Consider the following 19,169-nt stretch of genomic DNA (forward strand, 5'->3'; position numbering starts at 1 on the left):
CCCATTCCGCCGTGTCCACCCATTCCTCCGCCATGAAATCCTCCCATCATATACATACATCTCCTTTTTTAATTGTTTACGTGTCATTTTGTAGGGTAATCTTTTGAAATTAGAATGATTACCATTAGTACTGTATGCATGACATCCGTCCAATGAATGGGCGCCTGTGAGATTCTAAGCAGATGAGAATACAATTGCCAGCCTGTTTCTTGTTATAATAACAAGGAGGACGTGTGAATTACAGAGAGGGGGGACCCTAAGGCTATGAAAATTATGGTTCTAATTGCGGATGATAACTCTTTTATTCGGGAGGGTCTGAAGATTATTTTGTCGACTTACGAGGAATTTGAAGTGCTTGACACGGTGAGTGATGGAGAAGAGGCCGTCAATTACTGCCTGGCACATGCAGTCGATATTGCCTTGCTAGATGTGCGTATGCCCCATTTAAACGGGGTCGAAGCAACGAAATTGATCGCCGAGCAGACGAGTACGAAGCCGATAATCTTAACCACTTTTGATGATGATGAATACATATTGGATGCGATTAAAAACGGGGCCAAAGGCTATTTATTAAAAAATAATGATCCTGAACAAATCCGTGATGCGATGAAAAGTGTTTTTCATGGCAACAGTATTCTTCAGGAGGGAATCCTTGAAAAATTAAAATCCAATCTGTCGGTGACGGCAACGAACGAATCAGAAGCAAAAATGGACCTAACTCCGTTTACAGAACGAGAGCGAGATATTTTGGCACTGATTGCAAAAGGCTATTCCAATAAAGCGATTTCGAAGCAATTATTTATCTCTGAGGGGACGGTTGCCAATTACATCACGTCTATTTTAGGTAAGACAGGGCTTGAGCACCGAACCCAAATTGCCATTTATTATTTGACCGGGAAAGTCGACTGAGATGGAGTTTTGGATCATTTTTACAAAGATGGTGCTGCTAGTCTATATTGCCGTTCAATGTGTCCAAGAAAATGTCAGTCATATCTCTTGGGTGGTTCTTGCCTTCCTTATTTATTTTTCTACCAATATTACCGTTTATCTTTTTAAAAATCACACCACCAAAAAGGCGGTCCTAGCCCTGTCGATTGCTATTACGACAGTGGCCTATCTCGTTGTCCATCCTTTGTTCAGTTTGATCTTACCGCTAACGATCGTTGAACTGGCGGCTGGCTGGATTGAAAAGAAATTATTCATATTGCTGCTAGCTTTGGTCCCCATTTTGGATATGGATCCATCGTTACGGCCGATTTATAGCTTAGTAGCCTTCCTTTCGTTTCTGATTTTTTCGCTTACGTCCACCTATGGTGAAAAACTTCTAAAAAATGAAGAGCTAAACGATTCAATGCGAAGAAAGCTGCAGAAACTAACTAAGAATATCAATGAAAATACAGAATACATACGGCAGTCCGAATACACCTTTAAATTGGAGGAACGCAACCGTATTTCACAGGAAATCCATGATAAGATTGGCCACTCGATGACAGGGGCACTCTTTCAAATGGAAGCGGCGAAACGGTTGCTGATGACCGATCCAGATAAGGCCACGGAGCTCCTTCAAAATGCGATCAACATTTCAAAAGAAGGAATTGAAAATATTCGCCTGACCCTAAAGAATCTGAAGCCCCCGACAGAACAAATGGGGATTCATCGCTTGAAGCTGTTGATTGATGATTTCAACGCCAAACAACCGCTCAAAACGGTCCTTACCCATGAAGGTAACTTAGACATCATTTCCCCCATTCAGTGGAAAATCATCCATGAAAATATCACTGAGGCGTTGACGAACGCGCTTAAATATTCTCATGCCAGCCAAGTTTCGGTCGATCTAAAGGTCCTTAACAAACTGATTCGCGTTGAAGTGAGGGATAATGGGGCGGGAACGGATACGATTAGGAAGGGTTTAGGAATCATTGGTATGGAGGAGCGGACAGCTGCTGTCCATGGAAAGGTAATTATCGACAGCACGCAGGGGTTCTCCGTGACCATGCTCCTGCCCTTCGAATAAAGTGGGCTGTAAGACACCGAGGTGTTGAAATTTTCCCTTTATGAGAATCTCACACTAACTATATGAATATTCTCATGTGAAAAGAATGAACGATTGCACTTATGCGCGTTCATTCTTTTTCTATATACTGGAAGCAGACAAATGGATTAGGAGTGAGAGGATGAATGTCTTAGAAATTAAGAACTTAACGAAAAAATTCGCTGACTTTATTGCAGTTGATAATATGAGTCTATCTGTGGCTGAGGGGGAAATCTTTGGTTTCCTTGGTGCCAATGGAGCAGGGAAAAGTACGACGATTAATATGATTGCTGGTCTGCTGCGCAGCAATGATGGGGAGATTTACATCCTCGGGAAAAACAGTACCAAACACAGCCGCTTTGCCAAAATGAATATTGGCATGGTCCCACAGGATTTAGCCATTTATGAAGATATGACTGCCTATGAAAATGTGAAATTCTTTGCGGGCCTTTATGGCTTGCGCGGAGCCGAATTACATGAGCGAGTCGTGGAGGCTCTTGAATTCGTAGGCCTCGAGGATAAACACAAAAGTTATCCGAAAAGCTTTTCCGGGGGGATGAAACGCCGCCTCAATATTGCATGTGCAATTGCCCACCGCCCAAAGTTAATTATTATGGATGAACCAACCGTCGGGATTGATCCACAATCACGGAACTATATTCTTACCTCCGTCCGCAAGTTAAATGAAATGGGCTGTACAATCATTTACACGAGCCACTATATGGAGGAAGTCGAGGAGATTTGTTCACACATCGCAATCATTGATCATGGCAAAATCATTGCCGAGGGGACGAAAGAGCAGTTGAAGTCGATTATTACCAATACGAAGGATGTCTGGATTGAGGTTAAATCGGCAGAAAAGGTCGACGTAGCGGCGCTTAAAAGCATTAATGGTGTGGAAGCCATCTCGGTCGATGAAAATATGATTAAAATTAACTCCGATACTGGCGTCAATAACCTCAACAAAATTATTGAGCATTTGATGAGCTGCCAAATGGAAATCCGCTCCTTACAAGAAAAAGCACCAAACCTGGAGACTGTATTTTTAACATTGACGGGCCGAAATTTACGTGACCAATAAGGGGGATTCACTTTGAATATCATCAATATCGCCTGGAAAGGAATTAAAACGGACTTCCGCGACACCCGCACTTTGGTTTTTATGTTAGCTTTTCCGATCGTGTTAATGCTTGTACTTGGGACGGCATTGTCGAACACGTTTACGACCAGTCTTCCTGTCGATGATATCGATGTTTTATATAAAGATACTACAATGGGGGAGTACTTTGGGCATTTTATCAGCGAGGCTGAAAAGTCTGGTCTTCATTTTAAAAAAGTGACCGGCTTCATTGATGGTGAAAAGGAAGTCAAGCAAGGGAACTATGATGGCTATGTTGAAGTAACTGATCAAGGGATTCAGCTCTTTGTCAATAATGGGACCAGTATCGAAGGAACGATCCTCGAAGGCATGCTTTCCTCTTTTGTCGACCAATACAATATTGCTTCTGAAATTATCAAAGTGGCTCCGGAAAGGCTGGAAAGTGCCTTCACTCATGAAAATTCAGTGAATTTTATTAAGGAAACTTCATTGCTTCCCGACCAACAGCCGGGTTCGATGGATTATTATGCGATTGTCATCACGACGATGATTATCCTTTATGGAGCCATGTCCGCCAGTTCATTAATCACGAGTGAGCGGGTGCGGAGGACAGCCGAGCGCCTGATTGCTTCGCCAGTCAGAAAAAGCGAAATATTTATCGGAAAAGTACTGGGGAGTCTTGTCAGTAATAGCCTCTGTATCCTGCTCGTTATCCTCTTTAGCAAGCTCATTTTCAAAGCCAATTGGGGGGAGCATCCTGGTCTGGTATTCCTAGTGTTACTGACAGAAGTGGTGTTTGCGGTCAGTTTGGGAATTGGTGTCAGCTTCCTGACAAAAACTAGTGCCGGCCCGACCGTGATCATCATGCTGTTCGTTCAGTTATCCTCCTTTTTTGGCGGTGCGTATTTTAAAATTGATAATCCTGAAGGCATCTTTAAGTTGATAACCGACCTCTCGCCGCTAACTTGGATGAATACCGCGCTGATAAAGATTATTTATGCGAATGACTTTGCGGCAGCCATTCCTGCCCTGACGATTAATCTTGCTGGGGCACTCATTTTCTTGCTCGTGTCGATTATCTCTTTGCAAAGACGGGAGGGATTATAATGAAGGAAATCCTCTGGTTAATTAAGAACACCTTGCGTGTGACGTTTCGAAAAAAGAAAAACATTATTATGTACTTATGTATGCCATTAGTCGGGATTTTTATTTCCCTGCTCGTTTATGGCGGCGATCAAAAAACAATTCTGCATGTCGGGATTGTCAATCAGGATCAAAGCGCGATCACCTCGGATACGATTCAATTTTTAAAAGGCTTAGAAAATGTCGAAATAGCGCCGATAGCCGCTGATCAAGTTAAGGGGAAAATTTCCTCGGGTGACCTCGACAGTGTGATTACCTTTGAGAAGGGGTTCACTGCCAGTGTCTTGGCTGGAAAACCGGACCATATACAGATCACCTCAATCAAGGGAGCAGCGATTACTGGCTACGTGAAGTCGTATTTGCATCAGTATATTGATAATATCGCGACCATTAGTTATGTGGCGGATGGAAATCAACAGACGTTCGAGCAGATGTATCAAGACTTCCAACAAACGGGGTATCAATTGACCACACACGCGTTAGAGGATTCTTCCAAAAACAAGTATATGACCAACCAAACAATCGGATTCCTGATCATGATTATGCTCATGTCAGCCGGCAATATGTCCGAGATCATTCTACTGGAAAAAGAAAACCGTACCTATTATCGGTTATTATCGACACCGATTAACGCCAGAGAGTATATCCTTTCCAATGTGATCGTTAACATGATTTTGATGTCGATTCAGGTACTGATTACGTTGACGATTATGAAAGGGATCTTTCATATCGGGATGAATATGTCGTTTGGTGCTGCCCTTTTCGTGATGTTACTGTTTTCATTAATAGCAGTGGGAATCTCGTTAGTGATTATTTCTTTTTCAAACAGCCGCAGTGCCGCGGGTGGGCTGCAGAATTTAATTATTACCCCAACTGTGATGCTTTCCGGCTGCTTCTGGCCGGTGGAAGTAATGCCGAAATCATTACAAAGAATCGCTGATTTCCTGCCGCAGCGCTGGACCTTGGATACGTTAACGAAACTGCAGGAAGGAAATTCATTTAGCGGTTTGTATTTACATTACATCATTCTATTCGCCTTCGCGGCCGCGTTTTTCTTGATTGCTGTTTATCGATTCAGCCGAAATAATTCGACACAGACCTTTATTTAATCTGGTTGTTAGGTTATACCTATTAAAAAGGTAATGAAGTAAGGAGAAAGACTATCAAATTTTGATGGTCTTTTTTCATTGGTCTAGGTAATTTGTACTAAAAGTTAGTGATTTTGACAAAAGTTGAGGTCATTTTTTTCGACTCTTTCACTAAATATTCTACATAACATTACAAATTCATTACATTTTCCCAACTTCCATTGTTATTATTCTCTTGAAAATTTAAACTATAACTATATTAGTCGGAAAAATTTTCTTGAGGAAAAGGTGTGTATGTATGAAACGGAAATTATTAATATATTCGGTATCAGTTGCGTTACTAACTTCAATCTTTCAAGCAGCTCCTGCTTTTGCAAGTCCAACGGTTACCCAAGGGCAAATCAATCAGACAAAAGGACAAATTGATAAGACAAAAGATCAGATTGAAGAAGTAGAAACAAGAATTCAAAAACTAGACGACAAAATCATGATCGGAATGGAAAAAAGCAAACAGCTAAACGATGATATTAAAGGGCAACAGGGTCAAATCATCAAAACAAAGGCTGATATTGAAAGAGCCAAAAAAGACTTAGAAGCGAACAAAACCTATTATTCTGCAAGACTAAAAACCATGCAGGAGCAAGGCCAGCAGTCAATGATTTCCTACGCAGAATTTATTCTGTCTTCTAAAAGCTTTTCCCAGCTATTAACTCGCTCGACTGCGATTATGCAAATTCTTGATAGTAATACAGATGTCATGAACGCGTTAGCTAAAAAAGAAGAATCATTAACATCAGCAGAGCAAAAGCTTGAAAAAGAATTAGCTCAATTAAAAAACAGCCAGGATGAATTAGCTTCAGAACAGAAACAGATTGAAGCGGATAAAATAGAAATGAATAAGGTATTAGCAGACTCAAAGGATACCTTAAAGCAACAACAAACCCAGCTAGCTAATGAAGAATCACTAAAACAGGCTCAAGATCAAGCACGTCAAGAAGCGCAAGAAAGAGCAAGAAGAGAAGCACAAGAAAGAGCTCGTCAAAAAGCTCCAGTAAGTCCGAGTCCAAGTCAAAAGGCACCTCGTTCTTCGGCAAACAATGACAACAACGATAGCCCATCTATCATAAATGAGGATGATGGAGCAACAAACGCTGATAAGGCAGATGCAGTTGTCGAATATGCTAAACGGTTCTTGGGTGTCCCTTATGTTTGGGGCGGAACATCTCCAAGCGGGTTTGACTGTTCAGGTCTAACACAATATGTGTTCCGTTCAGTTGGCATTTATCTTCCAAGGGTAGCTCGTGCTCAACAGGATGTTGGCACCGCTATTTCTCCGTACAATGTCAGAAAAGGTGATTTAGTATTTAGAGGAAACCCTGCATACCATGTCGGCATCTATATTGGAGGCGGCAAATATATTCATGCTCCACAAACGGGTGATGTCGTAAGAATTAGAGATTATAACCCAGCTAAATTTACAACGGCAGCAAGAGTGTTGCATTAAAATATAATAGAGCAGCAAAAGGCTTGGAGGAACACTCCAGGCCTTTTTTCTATGCGTAAAGACATATGACGTAAATTTGTGGACTTATAACAAATTGAAGGGCACTTATGACATAAATTTGCAGACTTATGACATGTTTTCGGATATTTATTACCTATTTTACAAAACTTACGACATTATCTGGATAATAATTGGAAAATTCTTTTAAAGCCGTTCAATAGTTCGTCAAAACATTTTAAACAAACCGTGAACTTATCACTATACCTGTGTTGTTTACATAGAAAATGCAATATATTGGAATCATAAAGAAGAAACAAAATTTGAAAGGCGGAATCATTTATGTTTAATAAATTTCTAAGAGAAAATAAGATTGCAGCAGTTATATTAACGTTCATACGATTATACCTAGGTTATTCTTGGTTTACAGCAGGTTATGGAAAATTATCAAGCGGCGGCTTTGATGCGGCAGGCTTTTTAAAAGGAGCGATCGCAAATCCTGTAAAAGGTCCAGATGGCACCGTTGTATTTGGCTGGTATGTAGACTTCTTGAAACACTTTGCACTACCTAATGTTGATGTATTCAATGTCATCGTTCCGTGGGGTGAAACGTTAATCGGCTTAGGATTAATTCTTGGATGCTTAACAACTGCAGCGATGTTCTTCGGTCTAGTCATGAACTTCAGCTTCTTCTTAGCAGGTACGGTATCTCATAACCCTAGAGACATTTTCCTTGGCTTTATCATTTTAACAGCTGGTTACAATGCAGGCAGAATCGGTTTAGACCGTTGGGTGATTCCATTTATTAGAAGAATGAGCAAAAAAGGTACTGTTCACGAGAGAGTTTAAGTGAATAAATTCTCAATCAAAAGACGATTCAGTTCCGAATCGTCTTTTGCGCTTTTCTAGTTATCATTAACAATTGGCTGGTCAAATAAATCAGAATTAACTGCCGTGCTGGTACTTGATCCCGTAATTGTTGTTATATGAACCCCTGAATTAGTGGATCCTGAACCGACTGTGCTTTTAGAGGCGCTTTTTGGAGATATAAACAATGAATTGCCAAACTGGACCACCCCGCCACTAATGGTATCAATCTTGACTGGAAACTCCTTCATAAAGAACATCCTTTACTTTTTAATTACTTACTATATGCAAATTTCCTATTTTTGTTCGCGGGGCGATCTTTTCCTAAAAATTCTCGTCCTTAATTAAATGCAAAAATTTCTCTAAAATGGCATATCGATCGTGTATATCTGAATGAATATGATCAAAAACCTCCGCAATCACTGCTCGTATTTGTTCTTTTGGCAATCGCTGTATTGTTGAAGAGGGTTTAAAATAAAGGTACATTGGGAACCCGCCTTCATGTGTAGGAAGCTGATAAGGGATGTTTAACTTTCTAGCTCCCAATCGTTCGTAAAAGTTTATTCGTCGTTGTTGCTGTTTTCGCGTCGCTTCATTACCCTCGGGTATTTCCACCTCTACGAACATACCAACCAAGTCATCCCGCTTTGTTTGAATGATTTTATTAAAAAGCTGCGTTCCGTACCCAGCATTCCTGAATTTAGTGTCGATTGCCATATAATCAAGCCAGATGGCTGATAGATGTTCTATCTCATAGAGTAAGGCATAGCCTACCAACTCCTCTTTCTCTTTTGCGAGGAGAAGCTTATAGTGCCTTTTCGCCAAAAGCGATTGCAAATGCTTGTACGCTTTTAGTTCATTGGCTGGAAATTCGCTTACTAAACTTTGATAGACGTCCATAAGCTCGTCTAGACTGCCTTCTGATACTTCGATATTATTGATTTTCATCTTCGCTGCCTGCCTCATCCTTGGTAAATATTCTCTATAAAATCATGCACTAATAGTAAAAAAATATCCATCTATGTGCGTTAAACAAAGTACTAAGGAGTAAGGTGTGGCTATCCGCCAGTAAACAAGTGCCGACTACTTCCGAGGAAACAGGACGCCATCGCTGGTCTCGTATTTTCAACAATTACTTTGCAAACCGAAATTTTCCTTAGATTCGTGTCGAACTACGTAGTATAATAGTTTTTATGAGTCTATCAGACATATAAACTATTATATTAGGAGGAATAATGAGGAAAGTAGTCATCTCTGTCTTGTCACTGTTGATTTTTGTTTTAGTACATCCATCTTTCATGAGCGCAGCCGGAACGACATATCCCAAAGTAAACGATTATATTAATTCTAAGAAACTAGTACCTGCAAAGGTAGAAAATGATTACAAAAGCGTTTTTACCAATTTTACTTACCGAAATGGTTATGGCGAAGTGGAGGGCGTCGTTGCCCATGAAACGGCCAATAACAGCTCAACGATTACGGGTGAGATTGCCTATATGGTGAGGAACCACCAAAGTGCTTTTGTTCATGCGTTCGCCGATAGTTCGCGGGTCATTGAAATCCATACACCGAATTATGGGGCATGGGGAGCAGGCTCTTATGCAAACCAACGTTTTGTGCATATTGAGTTGGTCAGAGAGAATTCCTTTGACAAATTTGCACGCTCGATTAACAACTATGCGAATTACATTGTATCTGTACTTTATGATTATAACCTTCCGCTAGTTAACGCGGAAAAAACAGGTGTAGGAACGTTATGGTCTCATGGGGCGGTTTCGAAGTACCTTGGCGGAACCAACCATAGCGATCCCCATGCTTATTTTAAAAAGTGGGGTTATAGCTGGGATCAGTTTGTCCAGCTAGTCACGGCGAAATATAAAACGCTCCCTAACAAAACAGAGAGCACGAACCGTTTAGGGCAGCTCCCAAGCAGCAAGGTAATGATTTACCAAGACTATAATAATACAGCATCCGCCTCCCCAGCAGGTGAAGCCTATACGAACAAAACCTTGTTCATAAAAAAATTAGCCTTTATCAGCGGCCAAACGTATTACTTGCTTAGTGAGCAGCCAAGCAGTGTGGACGGAGTGATTGGCTGGGCGAAGGCCTCAGATATACTCACCTATCCTGAGTCCAGTGTAAAGGCTACTTCAAAAACCTTGTATTTTACAGGGAAAGGCAGTGCCTATAGCAAGGCTTGGGGCATGAAGAAAGATATCGTTTATTCACTTTCCAGTTACAAAGACCAGGAGTTTAAAGTGAATGCGACCGAAACAGTTGGCAATATGGTTTGGTATCGCGGAGGGTTAGATGGAAAAACCGTTTGGCTTTATTCGAGTCGATTGGCGCCTAAAGTGGAGAAGTCAACCAGCCGTTTAGGCCAGCTTAAAAATGCGTCTGTGATGATTTATAAAACAGTCGGGAACCAAGATGGGTCCATTCAAGCTGGAGCAACCTACACCGGTACCGTCCATTATATTAAGAAACAGGCAACCATCAACGATCAAACCTTTTATTTAATTAGTAGTCAGCCTAGTAGTGTCACAGGTGTAATCGGCTGGGTCAAATCGTCGGATATGACCAGCTATTCCCATACAACTTATGACAACAAGGCAAAAACCATGTATCTCACGGGCAAGGGCAGCGCCTATAACAACCCATGGGGCAGCTGGAAGAATCTTGTCTTTAAAGATCTTTCGAAAAATAAAAACCAAGAATTTAAGATTAACTTAACCGAAAAAGTGGGCACTGGCACATGGTATCGCGGAAGTCTCGCTGGTAAAACCGTCTGGATCAACGGCGGGTACCTGACACCTGCGCTCGAAAGCTCTACAAATCGATTAGGTAATATCAAAAAAAGCAACATCAAGATTTATCGCAAGCTGGGGGCGAGCGCCTACTTTACGGCAACCTCTGGTTATACCAATAAGGTTTACTATATTAAAAGAAAAGGTAAGCTCAGCGGTCAAACCTATTATTTGTTAAGTAAAAGCTATGATGGTTCGGGCGTGGTCGGCTGGGTCAAATCGTCCGATATCTCCGACATTAGCTATGCGGTGGTAAGCCAAAAAGCTAAAACCATCTATCTAAAGGGAACGGGCAGTGCCTATAGCAAAGCGTGGGGCGGTAAGAAGGATGTTGTGTATAAGTACCTTTCTTCCTACAAAAACAAGAAATTCACAGCGGAGCTGACGGCTAAAGTCGGAACCACTTACTGGTATCGCGGAAAGCTAGCGGGGAAGACAGTTTGGTTGACGAAATAGGTTAATTTAAATGGGAAAAGGGGCTAAAATTAGCCCCTTTTTTCTATGGTTCATCATCCTAATACCTTAACTTGATTATTTACCTCACTAATAGCAACTGCTACATCTTCAACTTCTTTAGTTTGAGTTTCAATGCTAGAGTCTAACTCTCCTGTTTGCTTCATGACATTTTCGACCTCTAAAGCAATTTCTTGACCGTATCTAGCCTGTTCGTTAATTGCAACCATCATTTGGTTGACGCTCTCTTTGATGCTGGTGATATTTCGAACAATTTCATCTGAGGTTTGTGCCTGTTCTTTTGTGGCAATCGTTACCGAGCTTGATTGTTTGGTGACATTTTCAACTGCCTCTACTATGGCAAGTCCGCCCCTGGCTTGTTCTGAAGTTGCAATAGAAATCTGGTGGACCTGATCTTTTGTATCGATAATACCCTGCACAATTTCGGCTGCCGTGGTCGCTTGTTCTTTGGTTGAATGTTTCATTTCAATGGTTTGAATTGTTACATTCTCAACAGCCTCTGTAATGAATTCACTATTCTTCCTCTGCTCCTCAGTTGCTTTAGCAATTTGGTTCATTTCTTCTGTTACTTGATTAATACCTTCTGAAATTTTCTGGATGGCCTGATTGGTTTTGTCGGCCAATTGATTGCCGACCCTAACTTTATGGGCACCTTCTTTTATTGATGTCACGGCAACAGCCGTTTCAGCTTGGATTCCCTTGATAAGATTGGCAATTTCTTTCGTTGCATGCGCGGAACGTTCCGCCAGTTTTCGTACTTCTTCAGCTACAACTGAAAAACCCTTTCCATGTTCACCCGCTCGAGCCGCTTCAATCGCAGCATTGAGAGCCAGCAGATTGGTTTGGTCTGCAATTTCATCAATAACTGCGACAATGCTGCCAATTTCCTCCGAACTTTTTCCGAGTTTTTGCATGATTTCACTAGCTTGGTTAATCACTTGAGAAATTTCTTTCATTCCATTCAAGGTTTCATTCAAGGATAATGTCCCTTCCTGGGCATCATCCTTAACAGAGTTGCTGAGATTGTTGACTGTTTGGACACTTGCAGCAATTTGTTTGATTGAGACAACCATTTCTTCAACCGTTGCTGAAGTTTGTTCAGCCGTATCTGTTAATGCAACGGCATGTTCACTAACACCTTTAATTGATTTACTCATTTCTTCAATAGCTTCCGCAATTTGTTCGACACCAGCACTGGCATTGCTAGCATTGCCAGCCACCTGTTCAATGGAAGCCATCATCTCTTCAATGGCAGAAGAGGTTTCTTCTGCTGAGACAGCAAGTGTATTTGCACTTCCAGCTACTATGTTGATCGTTGCATTCATTTGCTCCACCGCTGCTGAGATTTCATCAACTCCAGACGCTGTTACATTGGTATTCCCAGCTACTTGTTTAATAGAATTAACCAATTCACTAACGGAATTATTAGCTTTGTTCATAGATGCATCTAATTCTTGGGCACTAACCGCTGTTTTATCAATCGACTTTTTAATTTCTGTCACTGAATTATTCGTTCGATCGACATTTTTAATAAATCCTTTTACCGTACGTGAGATGAGTCTAGTTGTAAAAAAGGCAATAAATGAACTAAACAACGAGGCAATAACTGATAGGATGAGAATTTCATAATTGAACCTGTTTGAGTCTTTGTAGGAATTATCAATCGTATCATTGGCATTATCTTTAGCGGTTTGATAAAGCTCTCCTAGAAGCATATTGTTCTTCTCACTAATGAGATTGAATTCTTTCAACTGTGTATGTATTAATTGATAATTGTTTGTTCTGGACTTGTTAAAAAACAATGAAAGATTTCCGTTATATTGTTCAAAATTGTTGTTAAACTCGGTTAGTAATTTTTCGCCTTGATTAGAGTATTTGAGCTTGTTTAGCTCCTTTACATTCTTTTCTACATTTGCTATGTCCTCTTTTATAAGCTTTTCTAGTTTTACCTTTTCTTCAATATTACGTTCAAAACCATGTTTGGTTATATTTTGATCGATTCGAATGAGTTCTTCTTTTAAGTCTCCTAATGCCACTATCTTAGGCACATTTGTTTTCCCAATTGTAATAGTTTGGTCTCTGAGGTGGAGGACGTTGTTATAGGAAACATCTGTTATCACGATAAAAAATAGGATGATAATAATATAACTGCCCATTTGTTTCACATTCATTGACACATTTTTAAACATAATTTTAGCTCTCCTTTTCAATGTGTTTGCCTTGGTTGTAATTATATTAAAATATTAATTCCTAGGAAAAATAAACCATTTACTTCACCAAATATATAGATAATTGGAAGGGATTGTTATGAGAAATGTCACAATTATCCACTTGAAAAATTACTCTTTTTTGAAATGACATAGAAAACTCATAAAATAAATTGGAACACAAAAAACCTACTAGGATTATTAGTAGGTTTTTGACAGATCAACTTAGTGTTGCACTGGCTCGATCGTTCTATCGTCTTTAAGCTGTACAGTGGCTGGTTTTTGCTGCTGAGTCAAAAAGAAAAAGACGCCAAGCAGGACGAGCAAACCGCCGATAATTTGCCAGGTGACAAGATGCTCATTTAATAAAATAACTGCTAGAATGGTGGCACCGACGGGTTCACCTAAAATACTCATTGAAATGGTTGTCGCATTGACGTAGTTTAGAAGCCAGTTGTTTATCACGTGACTGACAGTTGGTACCGTGGCGAGTAGTAGGAAGATTCCCCATTCCTTGGCTGGATAGCCTGTTAATGACACGCCTGCCGAAACGTTATAGATGGTAAGGACAATCGCTGCTGAAAAAAAGACACAAAAGCTATAGAGCCAATGGGAGACTTTTTTGACGATGGATTGCCCAATTAATAAGTAACCAACGACAGAGATCACACTAAAAAAGGAAAGTAAATCACCCGTAATAGCATTCTTACTTAAACCGAAGTCGCCCCAGCCAATCATCATCGCACCGATGATGGCGATTCCCATCGTCATCAATGCAGAAATCGTCGTTCGTTCTTTAAATAGAAGAAAGCCACCGAGCAGGGAGACAATTGGCTGCAAGGCAAGGATAATCGTTGAACTTGCAACCGTTGTTAGCTTTAATGACTGGAACCAAAGAACAAAGTGAAGCGCTAAAAAGAGACCAGAAAAAAATAAAAAGAACCAATCCTTTTTAACGATATTTTTAAATTCACCACGTTTTTTCCAAACGATGGGCACCATTAAGATACTGGCAAACCACATCCGATACATGCTCAAAATCGAGGCCGGTGCATCTGACCATTTGACAAAAATCGCTGAAAATGAGATAGCGATTATGGAAATGGTTAGCGGCAGGCCGATGCTTCTAGTAGTATCTTTTTCCTGTTGTTTCATCATATCCCCCTCTGCCTATTAATAGGCCTGTTCTAATAAATAAAACTTCCTTCGAAGCCCGAAAGTTATAGTAAATAAATTTTATTATATCATGGCGTCAGCTACCGGACGTAATAAATTTATACCAAGATGAAAGGGGAATTGAGTAAATGATGAAAAAAATCCCCTTAATGATTCATTAAGGGGATAAGATTTATTTTACTTTCACTGTCCTCGCTTTACTTACATTTCTTGCTTTGTCCGTAGCTGTCAAACTTAGGACCGTTTTCTTCTTTTGTGCTTTGATTTTCACTTTATACTTCCCTTTTGAGTCTACTTTGGTAGTACCAATGACTTTTTTACCAACCTTAATGGTAATGGTAGCGTATGCCTCGGCAGTACCTGAGATCTCTTTGGTTGTACTTTTCACCGAAGTAGTGACAACTGGTACCGACGGGGCAATTTTGTCAACGACGGTTACATACTTAGCAGTACTGATATTTCCGTCTGCATCCTTGGCTGTCACGGTTAATTTCGTATCTGCTTTTTGAACTGGAACGGTTACTTTATAGTAACCCTTTGAATCTGCTTTTCCAAGGTACTTTTTTGATCCTATTGTAACGGCAATATAAGCTCCAGCTTCTGCTTTACCCGTGATAACCTTGTTTAGGTTAGAAATGGTATAAACAGTTGGTACCGACGGGGCAATTTTATCAAGAACTGTAATAATTTTAGCAGTACTTTCATTTCCTACTCCATCCTTAGTTGTTACAGCTATCTTTGTCCCTGCTTTTTGGAGTGGAATGATTACTTTATAGGAACCTTTTGGATCTGCTTTAAAAGCTGTATATTTTTTCGTACCAATTGTTGCAGTAACAATAGCTCCAACCTCTGTTGTCCCTGTGATGATGTTCGATTTATTTGAAACCAAACTGATTGTTAATAAGGTTGGCGCGGTTTTGTCGATGACAGTAATGGTTGTCACGGAGCTAACATTTCCATTACCGTCAGCCGCAGTAATGGTGATCTTTATTCCGGCTGTTTGTATTGGAATGGTTATTTTAAAGTTTCCGTCAGAATCCGCAACTTTCGCGAAGGTTGAAATCCCAATTGTAACAGTCACAGTTGCTCCAGCTTCCGTTGTACCACTTATTTCGTTTGACTTGTCAGAAACTACACTCACTTTAGGTGCCGCTGGTGCTGTTTTATCAATAACTTCAACAATCGTAAAATCACTAATATTTCCTACTGGATCGGTTGCCGTGATGACAAGTTTTGTTCCGGCTGTTTGAACGGGAATGGTAACAATGAATTTACCGTCAGTTTCTGTTGTACCAGTACCAATGACTGATTCAGTTACTTTTACTTCCACGATAGCCCCAGCTTCTGCCTGGCCCGTAACAATTGTATCTTGATCGGTCACATTATTTACGCTTGGCTGTAGAGGTGAGGTTACATCTTTTACCATGATTGATGTGGACTCGACAGCATTTCCATCTTGGTCAATTACGGTAATAATTAATTCAGTGTCGGCCTTTTGGACAGGAATGGAGATAATAAATTTACCATCAGTTCCTGCAAATCCCTTACCAATCACTAAATCGTTTGCTATTACTTCTAGATTAGCTCCAGCTTCCGCTTGCCCTAAAATGGTCGTATCTTGGTCGGTTACTTCATTGACAATTAGTTGTTTTGATGGAGCAGTCGTCTCTTTGACCACAACGGTAGTGGCATCACTCATATTTCCAGATGTGTCAGTCGCTATTATAAATAGCTCAGCCCCTGCAAGTTGAACCGGAATTGAAACCGAAAATTTGCCATCGGTTTCTACCGTTCCAGTCCCAACTACTGTGCCACTTGCTTTCACTTCAATTTTGGCTCCAACTTCCGATTGCCCTTCCACTTGAGTGTCTTTGTCGGACACTTCATATACTAGAGGTTTTGCAGGAGCGGTGACATCTTTAATAATGACAATAGCTGCTTCACTCCTGTTTCCGCTAGTATCGGTGGCAGTAATGACTAATTCGATGCCAGCCCTCTGAACTGGGATGGTAACCATAAACTTGTTATTTAAGTCGGCCGTTGCCGTACCAATCACCGAATCATTTACTTTTACTTCCACGACAGCTCCGGCTTCAGCTTGCCCTGTGACGTAAGGAGCCTGATCGGTAACCTCATTTACAATTGGTTTATCAGGAACAGTCATATCGATTACAACCACAATTGCAGCCTCACTAACATGCCCCGCTTGATCAGTCGCTGTAATAACTAATTCCGTTCCAGCTTTTTGAAGAGGGATGTTCACAGTAAAATGGCCATCCGTTCCTGCAGTTCCTGAACCGATGGAAGTCCCATTTACTTTTACTTCAACCCTTGCTTCTCCCTCGGTTTGACCTTTTACCACAGTATCTTTGTCTGTCATTCCGTTCACTACAGGTTTCACAGGTGCGGACACATCTTTCACGATTATTGTGACTGGTTCGCTTACGTTTCCGTCCTTGTCCGTTGCCGTAATGCTTAACTCCGTCACAGCTTTTTGAACGGGAATCGCGACACTGAATGTACCGTCTGCTATCGCATTGCCTTCACCGATGATTGATCCGTTACTTTTAACCACGATCTTGGCTCCAACCTCGGCCTGGCCGGTAATAGCTGTATCTTTATCTGTAAAATCATTGACGACTGGTTTGGGAGTATAGGTTAGTGCGTTTCGTGCATTCAGCGTTTTTCCGGTTGCTACTTTTCCGGTTAATGCTGCAGAATCTGCCCCGGATGCTAGAATAATTGTTTTTAATTTTCCAGGATCGATCCCAGGGTATTTACCTGCCAAAAGAGCCGCAACACCAGTAACGTGGGGGGTTGCCATGGAAGTGCCATTTAAATAGGCATAAGCATTTGTATACGTTTCTTCCGCAACGAATTTCAAGTTTACTTTCGTGATTGCTTCATTGGCACTTGAAATATAATCGGCGTATGGTGCGTAGGAAACGCTATAGGATAGTCCGTCATAAACCGTCCCGGCTGTCCCAGTGACCTTTGCGCTTGTTTCACCTTCCCCTTTTATCGTAAGCCCAAGAATAGTATTCACAAAATAAGAGTCTTCATTGCGATAGAGAAGGTCTTGGCCACTCAATACTAAAGATTTATTGCCCCTTTTTAAAAATTGTTCTAACGTACTTAAGTCGGTTGAGGTCAAATTAGGATTGACTTGACCCATGGCGTTACCAGAAAACCAAATGACGGTATCGTACCCAGAAAGTGTTGAGAGACTTGGACCATTCTCATTCGCTGATACGGTTTTAAGACTATAAGGCAGTCCTGCATTATTTAATAGTGTTGTATAAATTGATAAATAGTTTACATTACCAATATTAGCTTCATCATCCTGTACCAATAGGATTTTTGAAGAGGAAGTAAGTCCTAAATAGCTGACGGCTTTCGCGAAGGCTGCTTGTCTATCGGCTGCGGCGAAATTTTCAAAACCAAAACCGTTAAAGATTGCTTTGTAACGGTAGGAACTATTGTAAATTTGAGCAGCTGTTCCTTCTTCTATTTTTCTGGGAACCGTGCTTAAAATGTTTGTACCTGGTGCAGCAATGTCTACACTGTTTGCTCCAAAGTTTGAGAAACCTGCTAGCTTACCAGAGTTATCAATTGCAGCAACAGAAATTACATTTGGGCTATTATAACTAGCAGGAAAATCAGGTTGCAAATCATTATTAAGGCCATCATTGCCAGCTGCAGCTATGAAAAGCATATTGGATTGGTCAATTGCATCTTTAAGGGCTTGGTCGTATTCAGAACCGCCCCAGCTATTATTGGTTATTTTAACACCCATTTTTTTGGCGTATTCAATCGCCTGAATTGCATCGGAAGTATTCCCAGATCCATCTGCTCCAAGGAACTTTAGCGACATAATCTTCACATTCGGAGCAATACCCGATATGCCGATACCGTTATTACTTTTAGCAGCAATTGTACCGGCGACATGTGTTCCATGTTCGTCGCCATCTTCTGCATCAAACACGGAATTATCAGAATGATAGAAGTCCCAGCCATGGATATCATCGATATAGCCATTTCCATCATCATCTATTTTGTTATTCGCTATTTCACCCGGATTTGTCCAGATACTATCTATTAATTCCGGATGGTTAATGTCGATACCCGTATCAATTATGCCAACCACCACTTGCTGTTGATTTGTCACCTTACTAAACTCTTGCATAGCTTCAGGGTAGTCGATATCCACATCGTTCACCCCGGATGCACCGTTTACCTGTTGTCCCGTGTTATGCAGGCCCCAGAGCTTGTTGAACGAAGGATCGTTGGGAACATCTGCCGCACGATAGATATAGTTAGGCTGGACGAAAGCAATTGCAGGGTCGTCCTCTAACGTTTTTACCAAACTTTCAATGTTTGCACCATTCTCAACCTTAACGACCTCGGCCCCTATTGATTTGAACTTCTTCTCAGTTTTCAGAGAGTGTTTATTTTTTAAATTAGCAGCAGAGACAGAATTTTTATACTTAATAATTAATTCATCCGCTTTATAGTCTTTCTTGTTTTTGGGGGTAAAACTAGTAGTTTGCGTGATTCGTTGCTTGTGTAATTGGTTTAATGGTTGCAACGGGTCCTTTTTATCTACAACAGATATGGTGTTTGAATCCTTTTCAGCGGCTGTAACAATGTTTGTGCATGCCGGAGAGAGGACTAGTAAAAAGGAAAGCAACGACAAAAGCCCTTTGCTCGCTTTCTTTTGAGACAAATCTAACCGAACCCCTTTCTAGTGAAAATATACATATAATATAGTTCTT

The 19,169-nt window shown here is 40.8% G+C and carries 13 protein-coding genes; 8 read left to right on the plus strand and 5 right to left on the minus strand.

Features of this window, described 5'->3' with window-relative positions; genetic code table 11:
- Positions 1-264: 264 nt before the first annotated feature.
- From V7121_RS07330 to V7121_RS07360, 7 genes are all read left to right on the plus strand, one after another.
- Entirely contained in the window at positions 265-909 is a 645-nt protein-coding gene (locus V7121_RS07330) for a response regulator transcription factor (protein ID WP_335502751.1), read from the plus strand.
- A 1-nt stretch (position 910) separates the two neighbouring features.
- On the plus strand, positions 911-2,014 hold the full coding sequence (locus V7121_RS07335) for a sensor histidine kinase (protein WP_335546202.1): 1,104 nt from the start codon (positions 911-913) through the stop codon (positions 2,012-2,014).
- A gap of 160 nt (positions 2,015-2,174) precedes the next feature.
- Entirely contained in the window at positions 2,175-3,113 is a 939-nt protein-coding gene (locus tag V7121_RS07340; protein WP_335502746.1) for an ABC transporter ATP-binding protein, read from the plus strand.
- 12 nt (positions 3,114-3,125) lie between these two features.
- Positions 3,126-4,238, plus strand: coding sequence for an ABC transporter permease (locus V7121_RS07345; RefSeq protein WP_335502743.1), 1,113 nt, complete (start codon positions 3,126-3,128; stop codon positions 4,236-4,238).
- The gene (locus tag V7121_RS07350; RefSeq protein ID WP_335546204.1) at positions 4,238-5,383 is read left to right on the plus strand and encodes an ABC transporter permease; all 1,146 of its coding nucleotides are present in this window, start codon (positions 4,238-4,240) and stop codon (positions 5,381-5,383) included. The genes V7121_RS07345 and V7121_RS07350 overlap by 1 nt, the downstream gene beginning before the upstream one ends.
- Positions 5,384-5,660: 277 nt before the next feature.
- On the plus strand, positions 5,661-6,866 hold the full coding sequence (locus V7121_RS07355; RefSeq protein ID WP_335546205.1) for a C40 family peptidase: 1,206 nt from the start codon (positions 5,661-5,663) through the stop codon (positions 6,864-6,866).
- 339 nt (positions 6,867-7,205) lie between these two features.
- Positions 7,206-7,712: a DoxX family protein gene (locus tag V7121_RS07360; protein ID WP_335502735.1), complete on the plus strand. Its 507-nt coding sequence runs from the start codon at positions 7,206-7,208 to the stop codon at positions 7,710-7,712.
- Positions 7,713-7,768: 56 nt separating this feature from the next.
- Here the strand turns inward: V7121_RS07360 and V7121_RS07365 are convergent, their stop codons facing one another.
- Together V7121_RS07365 and V7121_RS07370 are read right to left on the minus strand one after the other, a co-directional pair.
- Positions 7,769-7,981: a spore germination protein gene (locus tag V7121_RS07365; protein WP_335502732.1), complete on the minus strand. Its 213-nt coding sequence runs from the start codon at positions 7,979-7,981 to the stop codon at positions 7,769-7,771.
- Between the two features lie 73 nt (positions 7,982-8,054).
- A complete protein-coding gene (locus V7121_RS07370; protein WP_335546207.1) occupies positions 8,055-8,678 on the minus strand; it encodes a GNAT family N-acetyltransferase in 624 nt (207 codons plus the stop codon).
- A gap of 287 nt (positions 8,679-8,965) precedes the next feature.
- Here V7121_RS07370 and V7121_RS07375 point away from each other — a divergent pair, with 287 nt between their 5' ends.
- On the plus strand, positions 8,966-10,993 hold the full coding sequence (locus V7121_RS07375) for a peptidoglycan recognition protein family protein (protein WP_335502727.1): 2,028 nt from the start codon (positions 8,966-8,968) through the stop codon (positions 10,991-10,993).
- A 53-nt stretch (positions 10,994-11,046) separates the two neighbouring features.
- Here V7121_RS07375 and V7121_RS07380 read toward each other — a convergent pair whose 3' ends face one another.
- From V7121_RS07380 to V7121_RS07390, 3 genes are all read right to left on the minus strand, one after another.
- Complete coding sequence (locus V7121_RS07380; RefSeq protein ID WP_335546209.1) at positions 11,047-13,200, minus strand: methyl-accepting chemotaxis protein; 2,154 nt, start codon at positions 13,198-13,200, stop codon at positions 11,047-11,049.
- A 243-nt stretch (positions 13,201-13,443) separates the two neighbouring features.
- Positions 13,444-14,373: a DMT family transporter gene (locus V7121_RS07385; RefSeq protein WP_335502721.1), complete on the minus strand. Its 930-nt coding sequence runs from the start codon at positions 14,371-14,373 to the stop codon at positions 13,444-13,446.
- 193 nt (positions 14,374-14,566) lie between these two features.
- Positions 14,567-19,120: an Ig-like domain-containing protein gene (locus tag V7121_RS07390; RefSeq protein ID WP_335546210.1), complete on the minus strand. Its 4,554-nt coding sequence runs from the start codon at positions 19,118-19,120 to the stop codon at positions 14,567-14,569.
- Between the last annotated feature and the right edge of the window lie 49 nt (positions 19,121-19,169).

The organism is Neobacillus drentensis, from assembly GCF_036962125.1.
GTDB lineage: Bacteria > Bacillota > Bacilli > Bacillales > Cytobacillaceae > Neobacillus > Neobacillus drentensis_B.